Source organism: Paenibacillus sp. MDMC362 (assembly GCF_003269305.1).
Lineage (GTDB): Bacteria > Bacillota > Bacilli > Paenibacillales > Paenibacillaceae > Paenibacillus_AQ.
In genome coordinates this window covers 41198-64716 of the sequence record NZ_QLYT01000006.1, presented here as the reverse complement: position 1 = coordinate 64716, position 23519 = coordinate 41198, and the positions used below count along the sequence as shown (strand labels likewise).

25 protein-coding genes are annotated in these 23519 nt (G+C 47.6%); 20 read left to right on the top strand and 5 right to left on the bottom strand.

Going from position 1 to position 23519, the window contains the following annotated elements:
• Positions 1-63: 63 nt before the first annotated feature.
• On the bottom strand, positions 64-1815 hold the full coding sequence (locus DP091_RS01450; RefSeq protein ID WP_113056750.1) for an alpha-glycosidase: 1752 nt from the start codon (positions 1813-1815) through the stop codon (positions 64-66).
• A gap of 546 nt (positions 1816-2361) precedes the next feature.
• Here DP091_RS01450 and DP091_RS01445 point away from each other — a divergent pair.
• From DP091_RS01445 to DP091_RS01435, 3 genes are all read left to right on the top strand, one after another.
• Complete coding sequence (locus DP091_RS01445) at positions 2362-3804, top strand: ABC transporter substrate-binding protein/permease (protein ID WP_113056749.1); 1443 nt, start codon at positions 2362-2364, stop codon at positions 3802-3804.
• Positions 3791-4513: an amino acid ABC transporter ATP-binding protein gene (locus tag DP091_RS01440; protein WP_181469702.1), complete on the top strand. Its 723-nt coding sequence runs from the start codon at positions 3791-3793 to the stop codon at positions 4511-4513. Before DP091_RS01445 ends, DP091_RS01440 begins: the two co-directional genes overlap by 14 nt.
• A 185-nt stretch (positions 4514-4698) precedes the next feature.
• A complete protein-coding gene (locus tag DP091_RS01435) occupies positions 4699-5424 on the top strand; it encodes a 3D domain-containing protein (protein WP_113056747.1) in 726 nt (241 codons plus the stop codon).
• Between the two features lie 92 nt (positions 5425-5516).
• On the opposite strand, the gene DP091_RS01430 is transcribed toward DP091_RS01435, so the two are convergent.
• Entirely contained in the window at positions 5517-6356 is an 840-nt protein-coding gene (locus tag DP091_RS01430) for a polysaccharide deacetylase family protein (RefSeq protein WP_113056746.1), read from the bottom strand.
• A 166-nt stretch (positions 6357-6522) separates the two neighbouring features.
• Here DP091_RS01430 and DP091_RS01425 point away from each other — a divergent pair, with 166 nt between their 5' ends.
• The 7 genes from DP091_RS01425 to mobB all read left to right on the top strand — a co-directional run bounded on the left by DP091_RS01425 (position 6523) and on the right by mobB (position 12384).
• Positions 6523-7545 (top strand): NADH:flavin oxidoreductase/NADH oxidase, encoded by a 1023-nt coding sequence (locus DP091_RS01425; protein WP_113056745.1) that lies wholly within the window; start codon positions 6523-6525, stop codon positions 7543-7545.
• A gap of 305 nt (positions 7546-7850) precedes the next feature.
• Positions 7851-8519, top strand: coding sequence for a PspA/IM30 family protein (locus DP091_RS01420; RefSeq protein WP_071218178.1), 669 nt, complete (start codon positions 7851-7853; stop codon positions 8517-8519).
• Between the two features lie 203 nt (positions 8520-8722).
• Entirely contained in the window at positions 8723-9127 is a 405-nt protein-coding gene (locus DP091_RS01415) for a DUF350 domain-containing protein (protein WP_113056744.1), read from the top strand.
• Positions 9128-9157: 30 nt separating this feature from the next.
• The gene (locus tag DP091_RS01410; protein ID WP_076321199.1) at positions 9158-9664 is read left to right on the top strand and encodes a DUF4178 domain-containing protein; all 507 of its coding nucleotides are present in this window, start codon (positions 9158-9160) and stop codon (positions 9662-9664) included.
• 10 nt (positions 9665-9674) lie between these two features.
• Positions 9675-10406 (top strand): DUF4247 domain-containing protein, encoded by a 732-nt coding sequence (locus tag DP091_RS01405; protein ID WP_113056743.1) that lies wholly within the window; start codon positions 9675-9677, stop codon positions 10404-10406.
• Between the two features lie 188 nt (positions 10407-10594).
• A complete protein-coding gene (locus DP091_RS01400) occupies positions 10595-11884 on the top strand; it encodes a molybdopterin molybdotransferase MoeA (RefSeq protein WP_113056742.1) in 1290 nt (429 codons plus the stop codon).
• A complete protein-coding gene (gene mobB, locus DP091_RS01395) occupies positions 11881-12384 on the top strand; it encodes a molybdopterin-guanine dinucleotide biosynthesis protein B (protein WP_113056741.1) in 504 nt (167 codons plus the stop codon). The genes DP091_RS01400 and mobB overlap by 4 nt, the downstream gene beginning before the upstream one ends.
• Before the next feature lie 5 nt (positions 12385-12389).
• On the opposite strand, the gene xerS is transcribed toward mobB, so the two are convergent.
• Complete coding sequence (xerS, locus tag DP091_RS01390; RefSeq protein WP_071218172.1) at positions 12390-13472, bottom strand: tyrosine recombinase XerS; 1083 nt, start codon at positions 13470-13472, stop codon at positions 12390-12392.
• Positions 13473-13684: 212 nt separating this feature from the next.
• Between xerS and DP091_RS01385 the strand changes: the two genes are divergently transcribed.
• The 6 genes from DP091_RS01385 (at position 13685) to DP091_RS01360 (ending at position 19620) form a co-directional block, all read left to right on the top strand.
• A complete protein-coding gene (locus DP091_RS01385; RefSeq protein ID WP_113056740.1) occupies positions 13685-14188 on the top strand; it encodes a GNAT family N-acetyltransferase in 504 nt (167 codons plus the stop codon).
• Between the two features lie 98 nt (positions 14189-14286).
• Complete coding sequence (locus tag DP091_RS01380; protein ID WP_113056739.1) at positions 14287-15060, top strand: SDR family NAD(P)-dependent oxidoreductase; 774 nt, start codon at positions 14287-14289, stop codon at positions 15058-15060.
• 94 nt (positions 15061-15154) lie between these two features.
• Complete coding sequence (locus DP091_RS01375) at positions 15155-16042, top strand: aldo/keto reductase (RefSeq protein ID WP_113056738.1); 888 nt, start codon at positions 15155-15157, stop codon at positions 16040-16042.
• Between the two features lie 358 nt (positions 16043-16400).
• Entirely contained in the window at positions 16401-17750 is a 1350-nt protein-coding gene (locus DP091_RS01370; RefSeq protein ID WP_113056737.1) for an ABC transporter substrate-binding protein, read from the top strand.
• A gap of 118 nt (positions 17751-17868) precedes the next feature.
• A complete protein-coding gene (locus DP091_RS01365; protein WP_113056736.1) occupies positions 17869-18726 on the top strand; it encodes a carbohydrate ABC transporter permease in 858 nt (285 codons plus the stop codon).
• Between the two features lie 21 nt (positions 18727-18747).
• The gene (locus DP091_RS01360) at positions 18748-19620 is read left to right on the top strand and encodes a carbohydrate ABC transporter permease (RefSeq protein ID WP_113056735.1); all 873 of its coding nucleotides are present in this window, start codon (positions 18748-18750) and stop codon (positions 19618-19620) included.
• 120 nt (positions 19621-19740) lie between these two features.
• Here the strand turns inward: DP091_RS01360 and DP091_RS01355 are convergent, their stop codons facing one another.
• Positions 19741-20679: an NAD(P)-dependent oxidoreductase gene (locus tag DP091_RS01355; RefSeq protein ID WP_113056734.1), complete on the bottom strand. Its 939-nt coding sequence runs from the start codon at positions 20677-20679 to the stop codon at positions 19741-19743.
• 289 nt (positions 20680-20968) lie between these two features.
• Here DP091_RS01355 and DP091_RS01350 point away from each other — a divergent pair, with 289 nt between their 5' ends.
• Together DP091_RS01350 and DP091_RS01345 are read left to right on the top strand one after the other, a co-directional pair.
• Positions 20969-21403: a MarR family winged helix-turn-helix transcriptional regulator gene (locus tag DP091_RS01350; protein ID WP_113056733.1), complete on the top strand. Its 435-nt coding sequence runs from the start codon at positions 20969-20971 to the stop codon at positions 21401-21403.
• A gap of 54 nt (positions 21404-21457) precedes the next feature.
• The gene (locus DP091_RS01345) at positions 21458-22096 is read left to right on the top strand and encodes an NAD(P)-dependent oxidoreductase (RefSeq protein ID WP_113056732.1); all 639 of its coding nucleotides are present in this window, start codon (positions 21458-21460) and stop codon (positions 22094-22096) included.
• 357 nt (positions 22097-22453) lie between these two features.
• Here the strand turns inward: DP091_RS01345 and DP091_RS01340 are convergent, their stop codons facing one another.
• On the bottom strand, positions 22454-22915 hold the full coding sequence (locus DP091_RS01340) for an Hsp20/alpha crystallin family protein (protein WP_113056731.1): 462 nt from the start codon (positions 22913-22915) through the stop codon (positions 22454-22456).
• Positions 22916-23037: 122 nt separating this feature from the next.
• Between DP091_RS01340 and DP091_RS01335 the strand changes: the two genes are divergently transcribed.
• Positions 23038-23259 (top strand): spore germination protein, encoded by a 222-nt coding sequence (locus tag DP091_RS01335; protein WP_113056730.1) that lies wholly within the window; start codon positions 23038-23040, stop codon positions 23257-23259.
• Between the two features lie 18 nt (positions 23260-23277).
• On the top strand, positions 23278-23505 hold the full coding sequence (locus tag DP091_RS01330) for a spore germination protein GerPB (RefSeq protein WP_113056729.1): 228 nt from the start codon (positions 23278-23280) through the stop codon (positions 23503-23505).
• Positions 23506-23519: the final 14 nt, after the last annotated feature.

Genomic DNA, 23519 nt, shown 5'->3' with positions numbered 1-23519 from the left:
TGCACCCCTGTGCTCGTTAAAGCCTGGTATGGCCGCTATGTTGTCAGTGCTTACATAGATGGTTTACGAATGTTTCAATTGCCGGCATAAAATTCGATACGAATATGGTTCTAAATCGATATGCATCGTGCCGTTTACCGGTTTTACGGGATCATTCGTCTCGGCATCAATCCAATCGGTTGTGACAATAGGATGCGAGATGGTCCGCTTCGAGTCGCTATTGTTCATCCATACGATAAAATGCATGGTCTCGTCCGCACGCTCGTACACAATGCAAGGATCATGGAGATTCGCTTGCAGGAAGCGGAAGCGTCCCTGTCTCAGTGCCTTATGCTTTTTCCGAAGGGCGATCATCCCTTGATAGAACGTATAGAGCTCTTGATTTCGTTTCTTAGGATCCCATTCCATGCATTTGCGGCAATCAGGATCTCCGTTCCCTGTCAATCCGATTTCGTCGCCATAAAAGATGCACGGCGTTCCCATGAATGTAAACAGAAATACAACCGTCAGTTTCATGCGCCGGATATCTCCACCCACACGGGTAAGCAGCCGCGGCGTATCGTGGCTGCACAGCAGATTAAAGACCACTTCGTTGGTCTGCTGCGGATATCGCATCAGGATCGAGCCGATGCGGTTGGCGAACGTAAGCCCGTCCATGTTGCCGTTGAAGAATTCCAGGACCTTATCGGCAAAAGGATAATTCATCACGGAATCAAACTGGTCACCCTGGAGCCAGATTAAGGAATCCGACCAGACCTCCCCCACGATATACGCTTCAGGGTTGGCCTTCTTGACTACCTGTCTGAAATCCCGCCAAAAATGATGGTCAATTTCATTGGCAACGTCCAGACGCCAGCCGTCGAGATTGATTTCCTTGATCCAATATTCGGCTACGCCCAGCAAATACGCCTTCACTTCAGGATTGGCGGTATTGAACTTCGGCATATTTCCGAAAAAGCCGAAGGTGTCATAGCTGGGAATGCCATCCTTGACCTCACATGGGAACTGGTTCACATGAAACCATTCGGCATATCTGGATTTTTCCCCGTGCTTCAGCACGTCCTGAAAGGGAGGAAACTCTTCGCTGCAGTGATTGAATACCGCATCGAGAATCACTCGAATGCCTTTTGCGTGGCAAGTATCTACTACTTTTTTCAGCAACTCATTATCGCCAAAGTGCGGATCCACCTGTTTATAATCAACCGTGTCATATTTATGATTGGAGGGGGAGAGGAAAAGCGGAGTAAAATAAATGGCGTTTATGCCCAGATCAACGAGATCATCCAGATGATCCAGCACGCCCTGCAGATCACCGCCGAAGAAATTGTCCACCTCTGGCTTGCCGCCCCAGACCTCGGTATCTTCAGGATTGATGGCGGGGTTTCCGTTAGCAAAGCGTTCCGTCATAATTTGATAAAACACGGCTTCTTTGGCCCATTCCGGTACTTTGAATACATCGACCTCATGTATGTACGGAAATTCAAAGTAACCTGCAGGCGGATACGGATAGTCCCATCCAATCCCGCTGTCCACCATATATACCGTCTCATCTCCGGCATGAATCCGAAATCCGTAGGACAGTCTTTTGTATTTCGGCCTGACTCCGCATTCCCAGTAATCAAACATGTCATCCGAGGCGGCCTTTTCCATGGTGATCTCGAAGTACGTACGGTCCCAATCGTATTTGTCGCCAGTCATGGCAACAACTGAATCAATGTCGTTTTTCTTGGTTCGGATCCGAAGATGAATGGTTTTTGTATCATATGCGTATGCCCATTTATCTCTTGGAACATGATACAGCGCTTCTAACAGCATGGTTACACCTCCTATATGAGTAAAGCTATAGCTAATTAATAACCAACTGCTGGCTTGCATGAATCATGGAGTGAAAGAGACTGTCCGGAGAGCCTTCATTTTATCATGGATACGCTATTATAAGATGGGAAGGGAACGGATAGATTATACATCGTTAGAAAGGAGTACATCCCAGATCCTCTTATCATCTAGTGGGTGATGCTGAAGTCCTGTATTTACATTAATATGAAGGAAGAAATATATGTCCCGTAATGGCTATATGGGCAAAGAATTATCCACAATATGGACTATCTATTGATTTTACCCCCTAATTTATTTGTTTAAATGTTAAAGGAATGAAGAGTAATATAACCCATGTGTATGATGAATTGACCATTGTATTAAAATAATGAAGCAAACGCCGGTGGTAAGGTTTAAAACAGGTTTGATGCTTTGGAGAACCCATGAATTTTCATTGCATATTCATGCATCCTGTTTTATAATGACTCAGTTGCATTTTTTCTACGATTGATTCTATTCGTAACAGTTAGGGGAGAAACGAGACATATGAAACGTAAATTTACAGCGTGGATGACCCTGTTCATGGTGGTCGTGCTGTCTTTTGGCAGTATCGTCCATGCGGAGGGCGAGAAGAAAACGGTGATTCTCGGCACGAGTGCAGATTATGCGCCTTATGAGTTCCATAAAACGATAGATGGCGTCGATACCATCGTCGGATTTGACATCGATATTGCGAAGGAAATCGCCAAGGATCTTGGCGCTGAGCTCATTATTAAGGACACCTCCTTTGATGCACTCTTGCCTGAGCTGACGAGCGGACGCGTGGATTTTGTCATATCGGGCATGAATCCGACGGAAGAGCGCCGAAAGAGCATCGATTTTTCCGAGCCTTATTATGCAGCGGAACAATCGGTCGTCGTCCGTAAGGAAGACGCACTAAAGTTCAACACGGTTGAAAGCCTGGAGGGAGCTCAGATCGGGGTTCAGAAAAGCTCCATTCAGGAGACAATTGCAAAAACAATCCCGAATGCCAATGTAATATCATTGGATAAAATACCGGACCTGCTGCTCCAGCTGGAATCTGAACGTGTGGATGTTGTTCTCGCCGAGTATCCGATCGCGAAGACCAATATGAATGAAGCAACGATGGTGATCACGGACGCTAAACCGAAGGCTGAGAACGACGCCTATGCCATCGGGGTTCGTAAAGGGAACGAAGAGCTGCTGAAGAGCATTAATGCTACACTCGAGCGCTTGAAGGAGAATGACCAGATCCAGAAGTTTGTCGACGAGGCTAGTGATCTGGCTGCAGGCCGTACGGCAGAGAATCTGAATACATTTGAATTCTTTTGGAAATATCGCGATTATTATGCCAAGGGCATCCAGTTTACGCTGCTTATTTCGGCACTTGGTGTATTTTTCGGATTCATTCTCGGTTTGATAATCGCTTTAATGCGGATGTCGGGAGTCAAAATCCTTAAGTTTTTGGCTACTGCTTATATCGAAATTATCCGCGGTACCCCGATGCTGGTCCAGTTGTTTATTATTCATTACAGCTTGGCGGCGTTCGATATTAAATTCTCACCGATACAGTCGGGTATTTTGACGCTTTCAATCAACAGTGCGGCATATCTGGCTGAAATCTTCCGTGCCGGCATTCAGGGCGTGGACCGCGGTCAATTGGAGGCCGCACGCTCCCTCGGAATGGCCAAGGGCAAAGCGATGCGCCACATTATTTTGCCTCAGGCGTTAAAAGGCGTTTTGCCTGCCATCGGTAATGAGTTTGTTGTCATCATTAAGGAATCCTCCATCGTCTCCTTTATCGGTGTGGTGGACATTATGTATCAAGCCCAGATTTTGCGCGGCATGACCTTTGCGGCATTAAATCCGCTGCTTGTGGCTGCCCTGATCTACTTTATACTGACATTCGTTCTTTCGAAGCTTCTGGGTGTCTGGGAAAGGAAGTTGAGTGCTAGTGATAACCGTTAAGGATCTTCATAAATCATTTGGCAAGCTGGAAATATTGAAGGGCATTAACATCGATATTGCAAAAGGAGAAGTGGTGGTTGTCATCGGACCGAGCGGCTCCGGAAAAAGCACCTTTTTACGCTGTCTCAATTTGCTTGAAGTGCCGACCAGCGGCGAAATTTCGTTCGAGGGTGAGCTGATCACCGCCAAGAATCACAATATCAATGCTACCCGCGAGAAAATGGGCATGGTGTTTCAGCAGTTTAACCTGTTTCCTCACAAGAAGGTCATCGAGAATATTACGCTTGCTCCCATTCAGGTGAAGGGGGTCTCGGCAAAGGAAGCCGAGGCTACTGCCGACGAGCTGCTGAAGTCGGTGGGTCTGCAGGATAAGAAGGAGTCTTATCCCTCCCAGCTGTCCGGTGGACAGAAGCAGAGAATCGCCATAGCGCGAGCACTCGCGATGCAGCCGCATGTCATGCTGTTTGACGAACCAACCTCCGCATTGGACCCGGAGATGGTGGGTGAGGTACTGGAAGTAATGAAGAAGCTTGCCGAAGGCGGGATGACGATGGTCATCGTCACCCATGAGATGGGCTTCGCCCGGGAAGTGGGGGATCGGATCCTGTTCATGGATGGCGGTAAAATCGTAGAGGAAGGTACGCCGGACCAGCTGTTTGGTAATCCGACTCATCCTCGTACGCAAGAGTTTTTAAGTAAGGTTTTGTAACTTTTATATCTACAATGTAACAGACGAAAACAGCGCCATACCTGATTGTTTCAGGAATTGGCGCTGTTTTTGTTTGCGTATTGGTAACAATTGCTTGCAGTATAGGTTACAAAATTGTGATATATTCATGTTCGTTGACATACTACATCCGATTTACCAAGTTACATATAAGGAGGCATCTTTAGATGTTACAACAAATGAAAGCATGGACTAAACAAAATGGAATCAACCATATGATTGCTGGAAAAACCGCAAAATGGTTTACCATTACAGCCGTTGCGCTTGGCTTGACTTTTGCCGGGGGCGGCTTGCAAGCCCATGCAAGCTCCGTACACGTAGCGAAGAACGGCGATACCTTCTATTATTTATCCAAACAGTACGGCGTTAATATGGACAAGCTGATGAAAGCCAATCCGAAAATTAAAGCAACGAATATATACTCTGGTCTGAAAATCACCATTCCCGGCTCGGTATCGATGAACTCGACAGCGTCTGCTGCACCCATCGTTCCTGGCGCTTCCGGGTTTACGCCTAGCTTGAGCGTTTCCCCTGAGAAGAATGTAGTGGAAGCATGGGGCAAGACATTTAATTACAGCAAAACATTGTCCGTCAAAGCAACCGCATATTCTGCTGCTGCCAGCGAGAACGGCAAATGGGGCGCTGTAGATTACTTCGGCAACTCCCTTGAGCTTGGTACCATTGCTGTCGATCCAAAAATCATTCCGCTCGGCACCAAGGTGCTTGTAACAGGACATGAGCATCCAGGTCTGCCGAAAAAGGCATTTGTGGCAGAAGCACGTGATATCGGCGGGGCTATTAAAGGGAATAAGATTGACATCTTCATTCCGGGTTCCCAATCGTCCGTGAAGCAATTCGGCATCCAGGATATCAAGTTGTTCATAATCGAATAATCCAATCCATCACCATGGAAAGCAATTCTAATATGTAGACGGCTAGTCTGGATCAATGATCCAGTCAGCCGTCTTTTTTATGTTATGGGGATCTATCTCGACTCTGACACGCCTAACATTTCCGGCAGTGTCACGAAGCTATATCCCTTTCTCTGCAGTTCGGTAATAATATCCGGGAGCGCTTCGATCGTTCCGGTTAGGTCCGATCCCACGCCGCCTCCGGCATGCTGGAGTACGATTGAGCCTGGCCCGACCGCTGACAGAATGTTGCTCTTCACCTCTTCCTTAGGCAGACCTTTCCAATCGAGCGAATCGACATTCCAGTTCACGACTTTGTACCCGTTTTTGCGTGCCCACTGTAGCTGCTCTTCATTTATATCGCCGTATGGAGGTCGGATTAGCCGAGGATCCACTCCGGTCAGTGATTTCAAGATGGTGTTGGTACGTTCGATTTGGCCTTTAAATTTGTCCAGGCTCAGCTTGTTCAGCTGCGCATGATTATAGGAGTGATTGCCAATGGCGTGACCTTCATCATGGATTCGTTTTGCGAGATCGGGGTGTTTTTTGGCCCGCTCCCCTACTGCAAAGAATGTGGCTTTTACCTGAAACTCTTTAAGGACGTCCAGTACTTTGCCGGTAAATCGGGGATCCGGAACATCATCAAAGGTCAGAGCGATCTGTTTGACCCGGGGTCCGCTAGAGCGAAAGGTATCCGGGTATTTCCTCAGCAATTGACTTAAAGACGGCGCATCGTCTGAAATTTGGTTCTTGCTTTGATTGGCATGCTGACCGGACTCCGACATGACGGAAGTGTCCTGGGGGTGAAGTGACAAACGATGTACATCGGATGCGTTTGCCGGAATGTCCGGCCCCATTAAAAAGAGTAACATGATCCACAACAGGCAGCTTCCTGCGCGGTATCGTTTGAACATCACGATCGGCCCCTTTAGCTTTTTAATATGGTATGCCCAGTTGATTGGGCGATTATCCTCAATATGGGAATGCGATGATTTTTAGTTTTCCCTTAGAAAGGTGTATAATAACCGGTATCAGATTTTATTACATCTTGATCATTTGGATATGGAAGGAGATAATCGCTTGGCAGACTTGTTTACACCTTACAATTTCAAGAATTTGACCCTCAAGAACCGCATTGTTATGCCACCGATGTGTCAATATTCCGTTCAAGCCGAGGACGGGATTCCGAATGATTGGCATTTTGTTCATTACGTCAGCCGTGCCGTAGGAGGTACTGGCTTAATTATTGTGGAAATGACAGGCGTCCATCCTGATGGACGGATAACGAATCAGGATACGGGGATATGGGACGACAACCAGATTCCGGCCTATCGCCGTATTGTGGAGAGCGTGCATTCTTATGGGACCAAGATTGGTATCCAGCTTGGACATGCCGGAAGAAAAGCGCAGGATGCAGAGCCGTCGGTGGCCCCTTCTTCGATTCCGTTCAGCTCCCATTACAAAATGCCCAAGGTGCTGTCCGGGGCCGAAGTGGAAGAGCTCATTCAAGCCTTCAGGGAAGGCGCACGTCGAGCTGTTGAAGCCGGGTTCGATACCATAGAGATTCATGGAGCCCATGGCTATCTCATTCATCAGTTTCATTCGCCGCTCACGAATCAGCGCAGTGACGAATATGGTCAAGATCTCCCTCTATTCGGGGAGCTGGTTGTTCAAGCGGTTAAAGAAGTGCTGCCTGAAGGCATGCCGATCATTATGAGGGTATCTGCGAAAGAATACGTGGACGGAGGCTACGATGTGCATTACTGCGCGGAAGTCTGCACACGTTACCGGGATGCCGGCGTCGATATTTTTCATATCTCCTCGGGGGGAGAAGGCCAGGTCGGCGCAAATGGCGGCCCGGAAGCGAAGCCCGGTTACCAGGTGGATCTGGCAGCAGAGTTCAAGCAGCTGTTAAAGGTTCCTGTGATTGCGGTAGGAATGCTGGATGATTACCATGCCGCGCAAGAGGTGATTTTGTCAGGCAAAGCGGATCTGGTGGCGATCGGCCGGGGGATGCTCCGGGATCCCTACTGGGCGGTTCACGCAGCCAAGGCGCTTGATGGAGGTCAGAAAGTTCCCAAGCAGTATGAACGGGGATATTAAAAGTGCGTGTTCCACAGCACCGAGAAGGTTGGATGAAGATAGGGACTGAGGAGTTACTTCTTGATTCACTTCGTGTTAGATATAGGATTTATAAGTTATCAACGGAGTTGATGGAATTCTATATCGCAAGAAAACCTACTTCCGAATCGCGGTCGCTCAGCCTTGAATTTGCCTCGATTGGTTTTCTTATCAAAAGATGACTTTTTGAACAACACCTTTAAAAAATTTTGAAACGTTTTGGATCATGGAACGTAAACATTAATCATATACCAGTATTTTAAAGTGAAAGCGAGAGGAAGAGAACGATGTCCATATTTAAAAGATTGCGCGATTTGACCATGTCCAATATTAACGCCATTATCGACAAGGCGGAAGACCCGATTAAAATGACGGATCAGTACATTCGGGATATGACGGAAGACCTTGAGGATGCCGAGAAAGCGGTAGCTTCGCAAATTGCCATCGAGAAACGCTTTAAAGCACTTTATGAAGAGCAAGCTGCACTTGTTGAAAAACGCACACAGCAGGCTCATACGGCAGCACAAGCTCAAAACGTTGATCTTGCCCGCCGCGCGCTGGAAGAGAAGAAGGCCGCCGAGGCCAAGCGTGATGAGTACAAAGCAAGCTACGATCAGAACAAACTGGCAGCTGACAATCTGCGCGGCAAACTGGAAGAAATGCGTAAGCAGCTTACGGCGATGAAGAACAAGCGCGAAACTTTGGTCGCCCGTTATAATGCGGCTAAAGCGCAGACCGAGATCAACAAAGCGATGAACGGGTTTGGTTCCGACACAGCGTCGGCAGGGTTGAAACGTATGGAAGAGAAGATGCTCGCTATGGAAGCACGTGCGGAAGCAAGCAATGAAATGTCGGCAAAAGAAAAATCCCTTGATGAAGAGTTTGAGAACCTTGGCAAGGACAAAGTCGTTGAGGATGAGCTTGCAGCTTTGATGAAGCAATACGAGAACAAGTAATAAGGGATTCAACGGTCTAACAGGTATCTAGTTTAGGGGGCGAGGGAGAAACAGCAGGGCTGAATGCAGCCGTGCTTCTCCTTCGCTTTTGTTTGATTGATTGTAGATATACATGGGGCACATCCCCTTTATGAGCGTCTGTCTTCGATTAAAGCAGTTCAGGCTCAAGGTGTTGTTTGTATGTTGAATGTGGAGGCTTAGAGATGGATTTTGATATGATCTTGCGTGTATTGCTTTGGACAGCTGTCGGTGGGCTGCTGTTGTTTGTTTTGATGTTTGTGGATTCCCTGTTCACGAAATATAACGATCTTGAAGAAGTGAAAGCGGGTAATATGGCGGTAACCACAAGACTGATACTGAAGCTGTTTGCTCAAGGGTATATTTTATCCGTGTCGATCGGAACGTCATATCATCTGCTTGAGGCCATTGTGGTATCGATCATTTCATTTGTCATATTGCTGGTCCTCGAATCGTTAACAGAGCTCATGCTTCGTAACTTCGGCAAGCTGAACCTTGACAAAGGGACCCGCGAGGGAAAGACGGGATACGGTTTGTTTGCAGGTTCGCTGCATGTGGTTGGGGCGTTAATTATTACCGCTTGCCTATAGAACGCATAATGGAGATAGGGGACAGGAAAGATGAGTATGTGGAAAAGAATCAGCAATTTATTTAGTAAGCCGGAACCGCCCAAGGTAGAGAAAAGCATGCTGCAGCTGGCTCCTGGCGATATTTGCGAAGTGTCTCTGGTCACTTATGAAGTCACGGGTCGCGTGCACAATCGCGGTCGTAATGCGGTCGTCTTGACGCTGCAGGACGGCAGCACCATTGCTTATCTTCATATCGAAGAACGCGAGACGGTTCAGTATGCGTTATACGCTCCGATCGATGGACGGCTTGATTCTCCGGATGAGGTTCCGTCCATCATCGATTTGGATGATCATGTATTTCATTTGGAAGAGGAATACGGGGGACATGTTTCGATTACCGGTCGTACCGCGTTTACGCAAAGCGGGGAGCAGCACGTATGGCAATACCAATCGGATGATTACAAGCTGCTGCGAATTGAATGGCAGAACGGGCGGTTTATGTTGTATGAAGGCGAGAAAGTGATACCGGGGGACGTTCGAGTTATCCGGGCGACTTAGGAGTGGTGGCATGAAGGAACGCTCTTTTATATCTGTAAAAATCATATTGGTGCTGAGTTTGCTCGTATCATTATTGAGTGGATGCGGCGCGCCGAATATCAAGGATACCTATCCGCTGGAATCCGTCAATCGAGACGGAAATGCAACGTCCTATGTGTACCGGGCAGCTGATAAAAGCGTTCCGGTTGTCGCAGGCGAGCTCATCGCGGCGAACACCCCGGATCAATCGTCTCCTGAGGATACCGAGCGGATGTTTTTGGTATATGGCGATGAGTATTACCATTTGCAGCAGGATCCCCAGAAGCCGACCGATACGCTGATCGAAATCGACTCCAAAGAGTACGTGCAGCGCAATTACGATTCAAGTTTCCTGCAAGGGTACTTAACGGCCGTTCTGATCGGGAATTTATTCGATTCGATGGGCGGCGGTGGTTACCGGGGATATACCAGCAAAGATGTGTATAAACCGGCACAAGGTAACTATAAGAAGCCAACAAGCCAAGATAAGAAGATGGCTCCGCCGCTGACGGTGGACCGGAGCGGGAAGATTACCCGGCGCGGCCAGGATTCTGCCGGTACGGGCGGAAGCCTGTTCAGACGAAATCCGGATACAGGCGGAGACCGCGGCACGATTAAGCGCGGCGAAAGCGGCGGAGGTTTGTTCGATTCGCCGAAGAAATCGTACAAGAAGCCGAAGACCCGAATCGGATCGGGCAAGATCTCCCGAAGGGGACGAAGGTAAAGCCCCTGGAGTTCAAGCGCATGGTCAAGTGACCATGCGCTTTTTTTGTCTGGAGACCCGTACGTACTCGGCTGCTGTCTTCATACTACAAAGCGGCGCATGGATGATGGTCGGTTTGAAGATTGCGCAGAATGTAGTACAGTAAGAATGTCAGTTTTTTCTTTGAGTCAGAAAGCGAGGAATGCGTAGTGGAGGACAATCATTCGATATTGCCTAAGAAACACAATCATAAATTTGATCGGCGTGCATTGCAGGTTAGGGACGCGCAAGCGCTTGCCGCTTCTTATGCGGGGCTTGGTCAGGAGGAGCTTATTCGGCTGCAGGACAGCGACGGACGTGTCCTTGCTTCCGATGTTATCGCGCCCCACCCGTTCCCGGCTTTTGCGCGTTCGGGCATGGACGGTTATGCCGTACGATCAGCGGATTTAGCCGCATGCGATATAGGGGAACAGGTGTGGCTGGAGGTTGTCGACCAGATCCCGTGCGGATATGTGTCTTCCATTCCAATCGAGCAAGGCAAGGCTTCCCGCATCATGACGGGCGCTCAAGTTCCTGAAGGGGCAGACGCTGTCGTTATGCTTGAAGCGACGGAGCTTCGAACAGAGGATAGCCTTACCCATGTAGGCTTCAAACGGTCCATCGAGAAGGGAAAGAATATTACTCCCGCCGGATTCGAGCTTCAGGAAGGTGATTTAATCCTCCGCAGAGGAACACTTATCGGACCTGGAGAAATTTCGGTTCTGGCCACCTTTGGCATACACCAAGTTGAAGTGTTTCGTCAACCGGTGGTAGGAATATTCTCGACGGGCAGCGAACTATTGGACATCACCGAACCGCTTGAACCTGGTAAAATTCGCAACAGCAACACTTATATGCTCGCATCGCAAATTCGGGAAGCTGGTGGTGTGCCGGTCATTATGGAGGCGATCCCGGATGATATCGAGCTCGCCCGCCAGAAGGTGGAAGAAGCGCTCCAAGCGTATGACATCGTGGTGACGACAGGCGGCGTATCTGTAGGCGACTACGACATTATGGGGGAGCTGGTGACATCCGGCGGTCTGGACATGCTGTTTAATAAAGTCACAATGCGTCCCGGAAGTGTTACAACCGCGGCCGTGAAGGAGGGCAAGCTGCTTTTTGCGTTATCGGGAAACCCGGGGGCCTGTTACGTGGGATTTCTGTTGTTTGTCCGACCTGCGATCCGAAAGATGCTTGGCATGGAGCAGTTATTTTTAACCGAATGGACGGCAGAATTGGGTTCGGATTACTCAAAAGTGAACAACTTTACCCGTTTCGTGCGGGGGAGCCTGAAGGTGTCAAACGGCAAGCTTGTAGCGACACCTGCTTCCCTTGATGAATCAAGTGTCATGATCACGATTAAAGATAGTGACTGTTTAATCGTGATTCCGCCAGAGCTTCGTGGTGCGGTTAGAGGCCAAACCGTACAAGTTCTCGTTCTGCCGGGAGCCTGGACATGAAGATTTTCCAGATATGCGGTTATAAAAATAGCGGCAAAACCACATTGATTGCGAGCTTGATCCCGCAGCTGAAACGGCATGGCATTCGGTCAGCCGTCATCAAGCATGACGGGCACGGATTCGAAATGGACCGTGAAGGGACCGACACGTACAAGTTCCGAGAGGCGGGAGCGGAGGGAATCGCCATTGCTTCACCGGGGCGTACGGCGATGCTGATGGAAACGGAGCTCGAACTTGCGTCGTTGATCCATTTGTACATCGATTTTGATCTGGTTCTTGTCGAAGGCTATAAAATGCAGCCTTATCCAAAGCTCGTATTGCTGCGGGGAGCAGAGGACATGGGGCTGCTGGATCAAGTTAAGGAGATCAGGGGTATCGTCGTGCGTCCTGAAATGCTAAAGGAACCGTCAGCCCTGCGTGAGATGCAGCAGCGGCTAGCGGTTCCCCTATTTACTTGGAATGACACGAAGCGGATTACGTCGCTGCTGCTGTCATTATGAAGAAGTTAGTCTTCGGAGCGGCGTTCAATCGCTTCGGACATCGTTTTGTCCGTTAAGTGGGCATACACTTCGGTTGTCTCGGTGGACGCGTGACCCAATTGTTCTTTGGTCTTGTAAATATCATTTTGCAGATAATAATCGGTTGCAAACGAATGCCGCAGCTTATGCACGGTCAGGGAAGGCTTGCCAAAACGCTTGGCGTATTTGATGATCATTGCCTGAATCGCCCGCTTGGTCATGCGCTGCCCTTCATTCTGACCGTTACGCAGTGCAACGAACAGAGCCTTTTCTTTTTTCGGCACCTTGTAGCGGGCCTGCCGAAGCTGCAAATAATATTCAAGATCATCTTTGGCTTGCGCACGGAAGTAGACTGGGGTCTTAAAGGTTTCGTCGTTATTACCTTTCCGATAGACATGCAGCATTTTATTGTTCAGGTCGATGTCCGCAAGATTCAAATTGACCACTTCGGATACACGAAGGCCGGAATTTAATATAAGGCTGGCGATACAGGCATCTCTGACCTTATTTTGTTCATGCGCATAGAGCGCCTGTTTGTTCTGCTCCACATCCAGCCCATAACCTTCGTGAATGTAAGTGATGAAATCCTGAAGTTCTTCTTCCTCCAGTATTTTCCCTTTTAACTTGGCAGCCGTGTCTTTTGGTTTATGAATTCGCTTAATTTCGACTTTAGCCATGATGTTACGCTTGAGAAGCGGATAAAACTCCTCGTCTTCCGCAATCTGGCTTAAATAATGAAACAGGGAGCGCAGCGATGAGAGCTTGCGGGAAACCGTGATTCTGGAGTTGGTCCCCTCCCGGCGGGTAGTCAGATATAACCGGTAACTGGTGATGCTGTCCATGCGCAGCGTCTCCAGCTCAAGCAGCGTTACCTCGCGGTTCGAGGTTGCTTGTGACAGCCCCTCCGAACGGAGCCAATTAAAGAACGTTTCATAATCCCTTACATATTCGAGCAGGGTGGAGGGGGAGAGATCCGGGAGCTTGTAGTCGATAAACTGCTGTACGAACCAAGGCATGTCCGGCGATTTCTCATCGAGTCTTGCACGGTCGATATCTTTTTGTATATTCATGTTCCACCTCGAATGATTGTCTTTATAGCAATGACCTGTGTCATTAATTACTAGTGTAACATATGGAAAGTCGATCTTGCTTGGATGTGTCAGATCACCTTGGACGATTCTCACGAATTTGGTATGGCACTTGTGCTTCGAAATGTGCGGATAATACGATGTAGATAAGAAGCATTAAAATGATAGATGAGATGCTTTAGGGAGGCGGCAGCATGATTTCAGATCGATGTGAACGTATGGGAATTGAGCTGGTTCCCAAGCGGAAACAAGCCGTTATCGTAAACTTGATGCAATTGTACTTATATGATTTTACCAAGTATCTGGATATTTCGGTAAATGATCAAGGGTTGTTTTTACCTTATCCGGATCTGGATGAATTCTGGAAAAAACGAGAACGTAAATATCCTTATCTTATTACGTTTGATCAACGGCCAGCCGGGTTTGCCTTAATCGAGCGGATGGATGACGCTGCAGAAGCGGACTATTACATGACGGAGTTTTTCGTTATGCAAAAATATCGGCGTACGGGATTAGGGACTTGGGCGGCAAACCGGCTGTTCGATCATTTCCAGGGGCGCTGGAAGGTGACGCAAGTCAGCAGCAATATACCAGCCCAGGCTTTTTGGCGAAAAGTCATTGAATCTTATACGGGCGGCCGATATGAGGAATATATTGATCCGGTTCGTCACAATCCTTCGCAATATTTCAATTCCTAGTAATACTTCAATTCCTAGAATGGTTACACGGTCTTCAAGGAACGTTCCATTGTTTGATAATAAAATTTGGTTGCAGATCGATGCTTAGGAGGGATTCGATGTATTTACCGAGCTTTCATTTGGAAGGAAAAAAAGTTTTTGTTACAGGGGCGGGACGCGGGATCGGACGCGCTATTGCCATAGGATTGGCAGAGGCCGGCTGCGATGTCGGCTTGATGTCCCGAACCCGGAGCGATTTGGAGGAGACCGCAAATCTGATTAAGAGCTTGAACCAAGGGCAGGCATTTGTGCTGCCGGGTGATCTGACCGTAAGAGAAGAGCTGGAGGGAGCGATTCGAGAATTTGTACATCAGGCAGGACGAATCGATATACTGGTGAATAATGCCGGCATGAACATTCGCACGCCTGCGCTGGAAGTGACGGATTCGGAATGGGACTTGATTGTGCAAACCAATCTGAAATCGGCTTTTGTAGCTTCTCAAGCGGCTGCCCGATTTATGAAAGATCAAGGCAATGGAAGGATCATCAACATCTCTTCCGTAGGCGGACACACGGCTCTTCGCACAGGCGTTGTTTATGGATCAACGAAGGCGGCTCTTATTCATATGACCAAGGTGCTTGCGATGGAGTGGGCGCAGTATGGAATTCAGGTTAACTCGGTCGGACCTTGGTATTTCCGGACTCCGCTGACGGAGAAGCTGCTTAATGATGAAGCTTATATGCAGGCCATATTGGACCGGACACCGCTTAAGCGCGTGGGAAGTCTGGAGGAAGTGGTGGGACCTGTCGTTTTTCTGGCGTCGGAGGCTGCCAATTACATGACCGGGCAAACGCTGCTGGTGGATGGCGGTCTTAGCATATATGGATTTTAGCAGTGAAGTCGAAATTGTGATGAAAATAGGCTTTCAGGTTTATTCGTAGCGGGTAATGATGAAATGGGATGAACAGGGAGGAGAGTGAAGGAAGATGGAACGCAGAGCATTTGGACGTACGGACATGCAGGTTAGTGTGTTGGGATTTGGAGGGGCCGAGATCGGCCAGTCGGATCAGAAGACGGTGGACCGGCTTCTGCACAGCGCCATAGATGCAGGCCTTAACATGATTGATACCGCGGAATGTTATGGCCATAGCGAGGAAATAATCGGCAGGGCTTTGTCAGGTCGAAGAGATGATTACTACCTGTTTACAAAATGCGGCCACGCTTCCGGTTTGGATTATCCGGATTGGGATCCCGTGATGCTTGCGCAGAGCATTGACCGCAGCTTGAAGCGACTGCAGGTGGACCACGTCGATGTCATCCATCTTCACAGCTGCTCGGAGGAGATTTTGCGCCGGGGCGATGTGATTGAAGTATTAAAAAGAGCTAAGGAGCAGGGGAAAACGCGGTATATCGGCTACAGCGGCGATTCGACTGATGCGCTCTACGCCCTTCAAACCGGCGTGTTCGACAGCTTTGAAACTTCGCTGAACATTGCCGACCAGGAGGCGATCGACCTCACGATTCCGCTTGCCATGAAGCAGGGCATAGGGGTCATTGCGAAACGTCCGGTAGCCAATGTTGCCTGGAAGAACGAAACGCTGAGCGAACAGGATTATGCTTATCCTTATTGGATCCGGCTAGGCGAGTTAAATTACGATTTTCTCGCCGATGTTCAGCAAGGCGTTGAAACGGCATTAAGATTCACTTTAAGCACGCCGGGCGTAGCTACCGCCATCGTCGGTACCGCAAATCCGGATCGGTGGGAGCAAAATGCTGCATTACTGGAAAAAGGGCAGCTGCCGGAGGATATTTACGAGTCGATCCGCAACCGCTGGCGTGAGGTTGCCGGAGCGGATTGGGTGGGTAAGGTGTGAGTGTTTTGAAAAAGAGCCTGTCGAGTCTCTCGACAGGCTCTTTTTGCGGCTTAAAAGAATGCGAACGCTGGTAATAATATTGATGATGTTATTTCAACATATGAAAAATTCATAATAGAGAAGTACCTATCGATATCATCAGTGAGCTACCGCGTAATTTTACCCGGTATCCTTGTTACCTAACACATTTTCCTGGTCTTAAAAGGAAGGCGTGATGCGAAATAAAGATCGGTATGGAAATATTTCCCCCTGCAAAAGATGAATGTCCCCCTTTGAAACCAGTAGGGCTTGGAATAAAATTCTGGTAGACAGCAAGTATTTACATAGGGTTCTAAAAAAATACTTAGGGGGATTCGAAATGAAAAGGACTTCCATGTTACTCATGAGTGTCATGTTGCTGCTCTCCATGTTCCTCGCAGCATGCGGTAACAACAGTGGCACCAACACTCCTGCTGCTGGAGGGGGAGAAACGCCGAAGACGGAAACAACTCCGCCGGCAGATGATAAGAAGGATGAGGCCGCTCCGGTTTCACTCCGCGTGTTCTCGACTTTCGGAGGAACTGACGCAGCTCGCGAAGCCTTCCAGGCAGCGTTGGATGAATTCACGAAGGAACATCCGAACGTGAAGATAGACAACGACACGATGTCAGCAAATGATGACGGTTTCAGAACGAAAGTGAACACCGACATGAACAGCGGCAACGAGCCTGACTTGTTGTTCTACTTCATCGGTGCTGACGCAGAAGGATTCGTCAATGCCGGCAAAGTTGTGCCGTTGAACGAAATTCTCGACGCGGACGCTGAGTGGAAGAACGGCTTCATTCCTGATGCGCTCGAACTTGCCAAGCAAAAAGACGGTAACATTTACGCTGCGCCATTGACCGGTTTCTATGAAGGCTTGTTCGTTAACAAAAAAATCTTCGAAGAAAATGGTTTGGAGCTCCCAACAGACTGGGCGAAATTGACCACAGCTGTGAAAACGTTAGCTGACAAAGGCATTATTCCTTTATCCGTACCATTTGACCAATCGCACTACCTGATCGAGCATACCATTTTGTCTGCAGCAGGTCCTGAAGGACAAAACAAAGGTCTGCTTGAAGGCATCGATCCAAACTGGGAAAAAGCGTATGCGGCTATGAAAGAATTGTATGACCTTGGCGCATTCCCTAAAGATGCGGCAACGATCGACCTGAGCATGTCCGGCAACTATTACAGCGAAGGCCTGGCTGCCATGACCATCGAAGGATCTTGGGCCATTGGCGGTTGGAGCGATGATACTCGTGACAACTCTACAGTATTGCCATTCCCGACAGTTCCTGGCGGCGCTGGCAGCGGTAACGATATCGTTGGCGGCTTCGGTTCCGGTTTCTACCTCTCCAAAGCCACTTATGATGATGCAGCTAAAAAAGAAGCAGCAATCGCATTGCTGAAACACCTGACTTCACCGGCGTCCATTCAAAAAATCGCTTCGGCTAACGGCGGTACACCTGCGGCTGACGTTGAAGTGACTGGATTGCCGCAAGTAGCTCTTGACGGTTTCGCTATGGCAGCGAAAGCAGCTTCCATCAGCGCGCCGGTTGACAGTAAAGTCTCGCAAGAAACGTTTGGTAACCTTCGTGCTAGCGTCCAGCCTGTAGTGGAAGGCAAGAAAACTCCTGCTCAAGCGATCGAAGAAGCGAAGAAAACCGAGGATGCCAACAAAAAATAGTATTCATCAGATACGGTAGAAATAAAAGTGACGTTACGCCGCCCCTCTGCTTTCATTTGGGCGGCGTACTCATTTCGGCAAGAACGTTGAAGAAAAATAAACATCAAGGGTGATTAATATGAAGGGTGATCGAAAGTATATTGTGATGTTTTTATTACCCGCAGCAGCCATCATGACAATCTTTCTATATTATCCGTTCTTCAAGAGTTTGTATCTCAGCTTTTATCGCACAAGCGGCTTTTTCGATAAAAAGTTTGTGGGAGGGGCTAACTACGAGCGACTCGTTACGGATAAACTGCTTGGCGCTGCAACATTGCACACGCTCGAAATCATGCTCTATGTTATCGTGTTTCAGGTGGGCATCGCGCTTGTGTTGGCTGTCCTGGTAGATAACATTTCCAAGCTCAAAGGATTTTATCGAACGGTCTTTTTCTTCCCGGTTGTCATCTCCGGTACTGCCATTTCCTTATTATTTGTATTGTTCTACAATTACAACTTCGGTTTGCTGAACAATTTGCTGGCGAACTTCAATATTGAGAAGATATTGTGGCTGGATGCGAAGAATGCGCTAAAGGCGGTATCGATTCCGACGGTTTGGCATTATGTGGGCTTTTATTTTGTTCTGTTCTTGACCGCCATGTCCAAAATACCCGCGGATTATTATGAGGCTGCAAAACTGGAAGGAATCACGGGGCTCAAGAAAACAACGATGCTTACAATTCCGCTTATCATGAGTGACATCAAGGTTGTTATCACCCTTGCCATTACGGGTACGTTGAAGGTGTTCGAATTCATCTGGGTCATCACAAGCGGCCAGAATGGAACGGAAGTCCTGGGAACGTACATGTACAAAAAGGCCATGGTGGATCAGAACTTTGGTTACGGATCAGCGGTTGCGATATACATGGTTGTCTTTGGCGTACTGCTTGCGTTAATTGCCAACCGTTTGTTGAAAAGAGACGAGATTACATACTAAGCGTTATAGGGGTGTACTGTTATGGAGCCAACCATCGTCGTTGAACACAAAACTCAGCGCGTTAGGAAGAGTCGGTTTAGTTTAAGCACCACGTTGATGTACGTCGTTTTGACAGCGTGGTCCTTAACCACCATCTATCCGTTATTCTGGATCGTGAACAACTCGTTCAAGGTTTCTCGCGATGTGATGAATAATTCCTTTGGTATTGCATGGGAACCGGTGTTAGTGAACTATCAGAACGCATTTGACCGCATTAATATCGGAAGAAGTTATATCAATAGTTTGGTGATGTCCTTCAGTACCGTCTTCTTGGTATTACTGCTCGGGGGATTAGCCGCTTATGTGTTGTCCAGATTCAACTTCAGAGGCAAGCGCACCATCTATTCCATTCTGTATGCAACTTTGCTGATCCCAGCGTTTGCAACCGTAGTTCCGGTATACGAGCTGCTGATCAAAACCAGTCTGGTCAATACATACTGGGGCCTGATCTTCCCGCAAACGGCAGGCAATCTGACGTTTGCCACCTTGGTTATTGCCGGTTATATGGCAACTATACCGAAAGAGCTTGAAGAGGCGGCTTTCATGGATGGATGTAACCGATGGCAGATGTTTGTTAAGATCTTCGTGCCGATCTCTCAGCCGGTATTTGCATCGGCAAGCATATTTGTATTTATGTGGTCGTACAATGACTTGTTCTCAGCGTTGATCTTCGTAAACAAAGAGAATGTCCGTCCGATCGTTGCATTGCTGAATGAGATCAGTTCCCAATACGGAACAGACTTTGGTCTGATGGCTACGGCAGTATCGTTGACCGTTATTCCGGTGCTGATTGTATACCTGTTTATCTCAAAGTATATTCAGAAAGGTTTGACTGAAGGAGCTGTCAAGGGTTAAGAATAGAGCGAACTCAATGAATAGGCAAGTCAAGAGGGGACATTGTCGTCACCTGTTTGACTTGCCTATTCAAGTTATATCCCATTGAGTCTTTTAATCTGAAGCAAGAGTTTCAGAAATTTAAACGGTTGTGCGATTAAATTCGACTAAGCGTGAGAAACCATCTTCTCCATGACCGGCATGGATTGCTCTTTGGGCAATGGCTTTTGCTGCGTTTAAAACGCTGCTATCGATGCCGTGATGTTCGGCCACGTGGATGATATGCTCCATACTTGTCATATTGGAGATGAGACTAGAGCTTTGACCAGGGTAAACGCCTTGATCCACATCTTGTGCGATATAGGTCATGATATCCGGCATAATGTTGATGATATTTTGCGCATAGGGGGCGATGTCTTTCGCGGCAACGTTCTCAGCACGTGCGATAGCCAGAGCGTGTACATAGCCGCTCATGGCTGTCCAGAACACATCCAGCAATGCAACATCATAGGCTGCGGCACGACCGGGATCCTCCCCAAGGAACGAAGCGGTCCCTCCCAGACTGGAAAGTGTATTTCGATGGCTGCGGTAAACTTTCTCTTGCCCGCTGTACAGAACAACGGCGGAAGGCTGCCCAATGGTCGTTATCGGCGTCATGATCGCACCATCAATATAGTTAATACCGTTCTCCGCTGCCCAAGCCGCCATTTCGCGTGCACGTTCAGGAGAGTCGGCTGTCAGGTTTATAAGGGTTTTCCCTTTCAATGCGCTAGTTGCATTAGAGAGAATGGAGCGGACTGCATCATAATGGAGTACACAGATGATAATAAGCTGGCTGGCAAGTACGGCATCCGGAACAGTCGGAGCAAGCACTGCACCTTGTGTAATAAGTGGGTCGGCCTTAGCAGTTGTCCGGTTCCATACCGTTGTAGCATGGCCATTCTTGATAAAAGCTCCGGCAAGCGCTTGGCCCATAGGGCCGAGCCCGAGCACGGTCACACGTTCCTTAGTGGTGTTTTGCTGAGATTCACGAACATTCGGTTCAATCCCATGGCTTTGATTTTGATTCAATTGTTCCATCTTTTTTTCCTCCTTGAGAGTGGGCTTTGAATATAGTGTAGACCTTGACGCTAATGTCAAGGTCAATCGTTATTTTTAATCTTAAATAATAGGTGATTATTTCAATATGTGAAAAATTCATAATAAGTAGAAAAACGCTCCCTATCTCTAAATCAAGTTATATGCGCTTTCGAACGTACCTAATTACGATGATCCTAATAAAATCAAGCATGAAACTAACTAAAAGAAAGTTGTTGACAATATATTAGTGGAGTGTTAATTTGTATATACAAATGAGAGGTGTCTGGTTATGAACATAGATGATTCCATACTGAGTTCATGCTTGTTTTTTACTTCAAATCGATTTGCTCGTTCGATGACCAAGATGGCGGAGGATGCTTTTGCGAAGGCCGGCTTATCGCCTTCGTATTTCTACGTTCTGGTGGTGATCCATCAGTATCCCGGCATTACGCAGAAAGAGCTAAGCGATAAGTTATCGATTGCTCCATCCACAAGCACACGGTTCATCGATAAGCTGGAGGAGAAGCAGTTAGTACAGCGCAAATCTGAATGGAAAGAAACGCATGTTTTCTTAACGGATGAAGGGAAGTCGTTATATCAGGAGCTGAATCAATATTTTGAACAGCTGAATGGACAGTATGTTTCCCTCTTGGGGAAGGAACATAGCGAACAGTTAACTAAACTTCTCCATGAATCCAGTGAAATATTGAAAAGGGGAATCTAAAGCCTCTTTTTCGCCCCTCATTTGTTTATACAATTGATAAAGGAGAGATTCACAATGCAGATTGGTATTATCGGTGCGACAGGGAAAGCGGGAAGTCTGATTCGCAATGAAGCTCAAGCACGCGGCCATGAAGTAACGGCAATTGTACGGAATGCGTCCAAGATCTCCGATTCCAGTATTAACATTTTGGAGAAAAACGTGCTTGATTTGACGAATGCCGATCTTCAGGGCTTCGATGTCGTCGTGAATGCTTTTGCGGCGGCGCCTGGGCAAGAAGCTCAATATGTGGAAGTTGGCAGGGTATTAATAGAAGCTCTGAAAGGCACGAATACCAGACTGTTTGTGATAGGCGGGGCCGGAAGTTTGTTCGTTGATGAAGCCAAAACCTTGCGACTCATGGAAACTCCTGATTTTCCTAAGGAATACTATCCGACGGCATTTCATGCCGGTGAGAACTTGAAGGACTTGGAACAGTCTTCCAATGTGAAATGGACGTATCTAAGTCCGGCAGCGTTCTTTAATCCGCACGGTCAGCGCACGGGCAGCTATCGGGAAGGCAAGGACCATGTCATTGTTAATTCAAATGGTCAAAGCTATGTCAGCTACGCGGATTACGCGATCGCGGTATTGGATGAGCTTGAACAGCCGAAGCATATCTATGAGCGTTATACGGTAGTATCCGAGGCGGAATAAGCCCGGCAACGACCTTTATATAGAACTCGAACAAGCTGATTTCATCAGGAAATCAGCTTGTTTTGATGCGAAATATCTGTCTCAATAAGCGATTATTTCAACATATGAAAAATTCACAATAAGAAAACAACTTCTATTTACCTAGCCACTTTTATCTCTCTGCACCCCAAACACCCGTATAGGCCCTGTCATTCAAGTATAAAGTGGTGGGGGAAATCTAGCATGCACAGGCAGCAATTCTTCGTTGCGATAGTGCATAAGCTATGAGTGAAGCGTATTGTTGCATCTCTTTGTGACCTGCATACAACCAATGTTGTACGCAGGTTTTTTCAGGTGACTAACTTAAGTGATAGGAGTTCATAAGAAACGAATATTGATATCGTGAAATCGGCCTGTAGACATTTTAGGCATCTTAATTTGTAAAGTGGGTTGTTTATAGGTCGCAATGCTTTGCGCAGGCAGAATGGGGACGGGCAAGACGATGGTCTGGCTTTGCTCTTTTGGCAAACCGTGGATTTTGATCTGTGTTCGATTGACCTTAATCCATAAGTTTTCCGGATGGACACGTTTGGGTACATAGCATTTCACAACCAGAAAATTATGCGTATCAAAGGTTTCATATCGAAGCGTATTGGGGTTAGGCAGCATTTCATTTCCAGTGGTTGCTTGTCTTATCGTATCCTTCACATAATCTTCAATCACGTCTGGATCCAGCTGTAAATCCTCATTGAGGTCATTAAGATCTTTGAATGGAAAAGGACTGTTGCTGAAAAAGGAGTCCTTCGATAACCATTCAGGGCGCTTGGATCTTGAGTTCACGAGATATCCCTCCTTCGTTCTGTAATTTCATTGTATGGGCGAAGGAAGGTTATAGTGACATCTGGGCATCCAACCACATAGAATAAATCCAAGCGTATGATTTTGAATGAAGAGGTGGAATTGTGGTTTCGATTATCGGCAATATGAAAATTGTTAACGTGGGCCCCAGTTCCACGGTCTTGGTTGGAAATACAGGCGTCATTGAATTAACCAGCTCCTCAAAAGCGTATTCCGGCGCCAACTCGTTCACCACCGGTGACAGTATAGGCACGAATATAACAAACAACCAGGCCAACAGCACGAATACATTTGATCCGGACCTGATTGATTCGCCTAATGCTTAATTAAGGTTGTGATCCACTTTGAATTTAACTGTACATCAAAGTATTAACATACAGCAGCTTCGGGTTGAGGCGGTAACGAATTCTTCGGTGCTGCAGATTGGAACCGCAGGAGAGATCCGGGCATTGTCCAATATTTATAATACGGGTGGATTTACAGGCCCTGCTCCTGAGTTCGATCCTCAGAATAATAACAACCCACTGGTTCCATTACCTGCGCCGACTGAAGTACTGTACAGACAAGAATGAGGTGAATGGCCTGC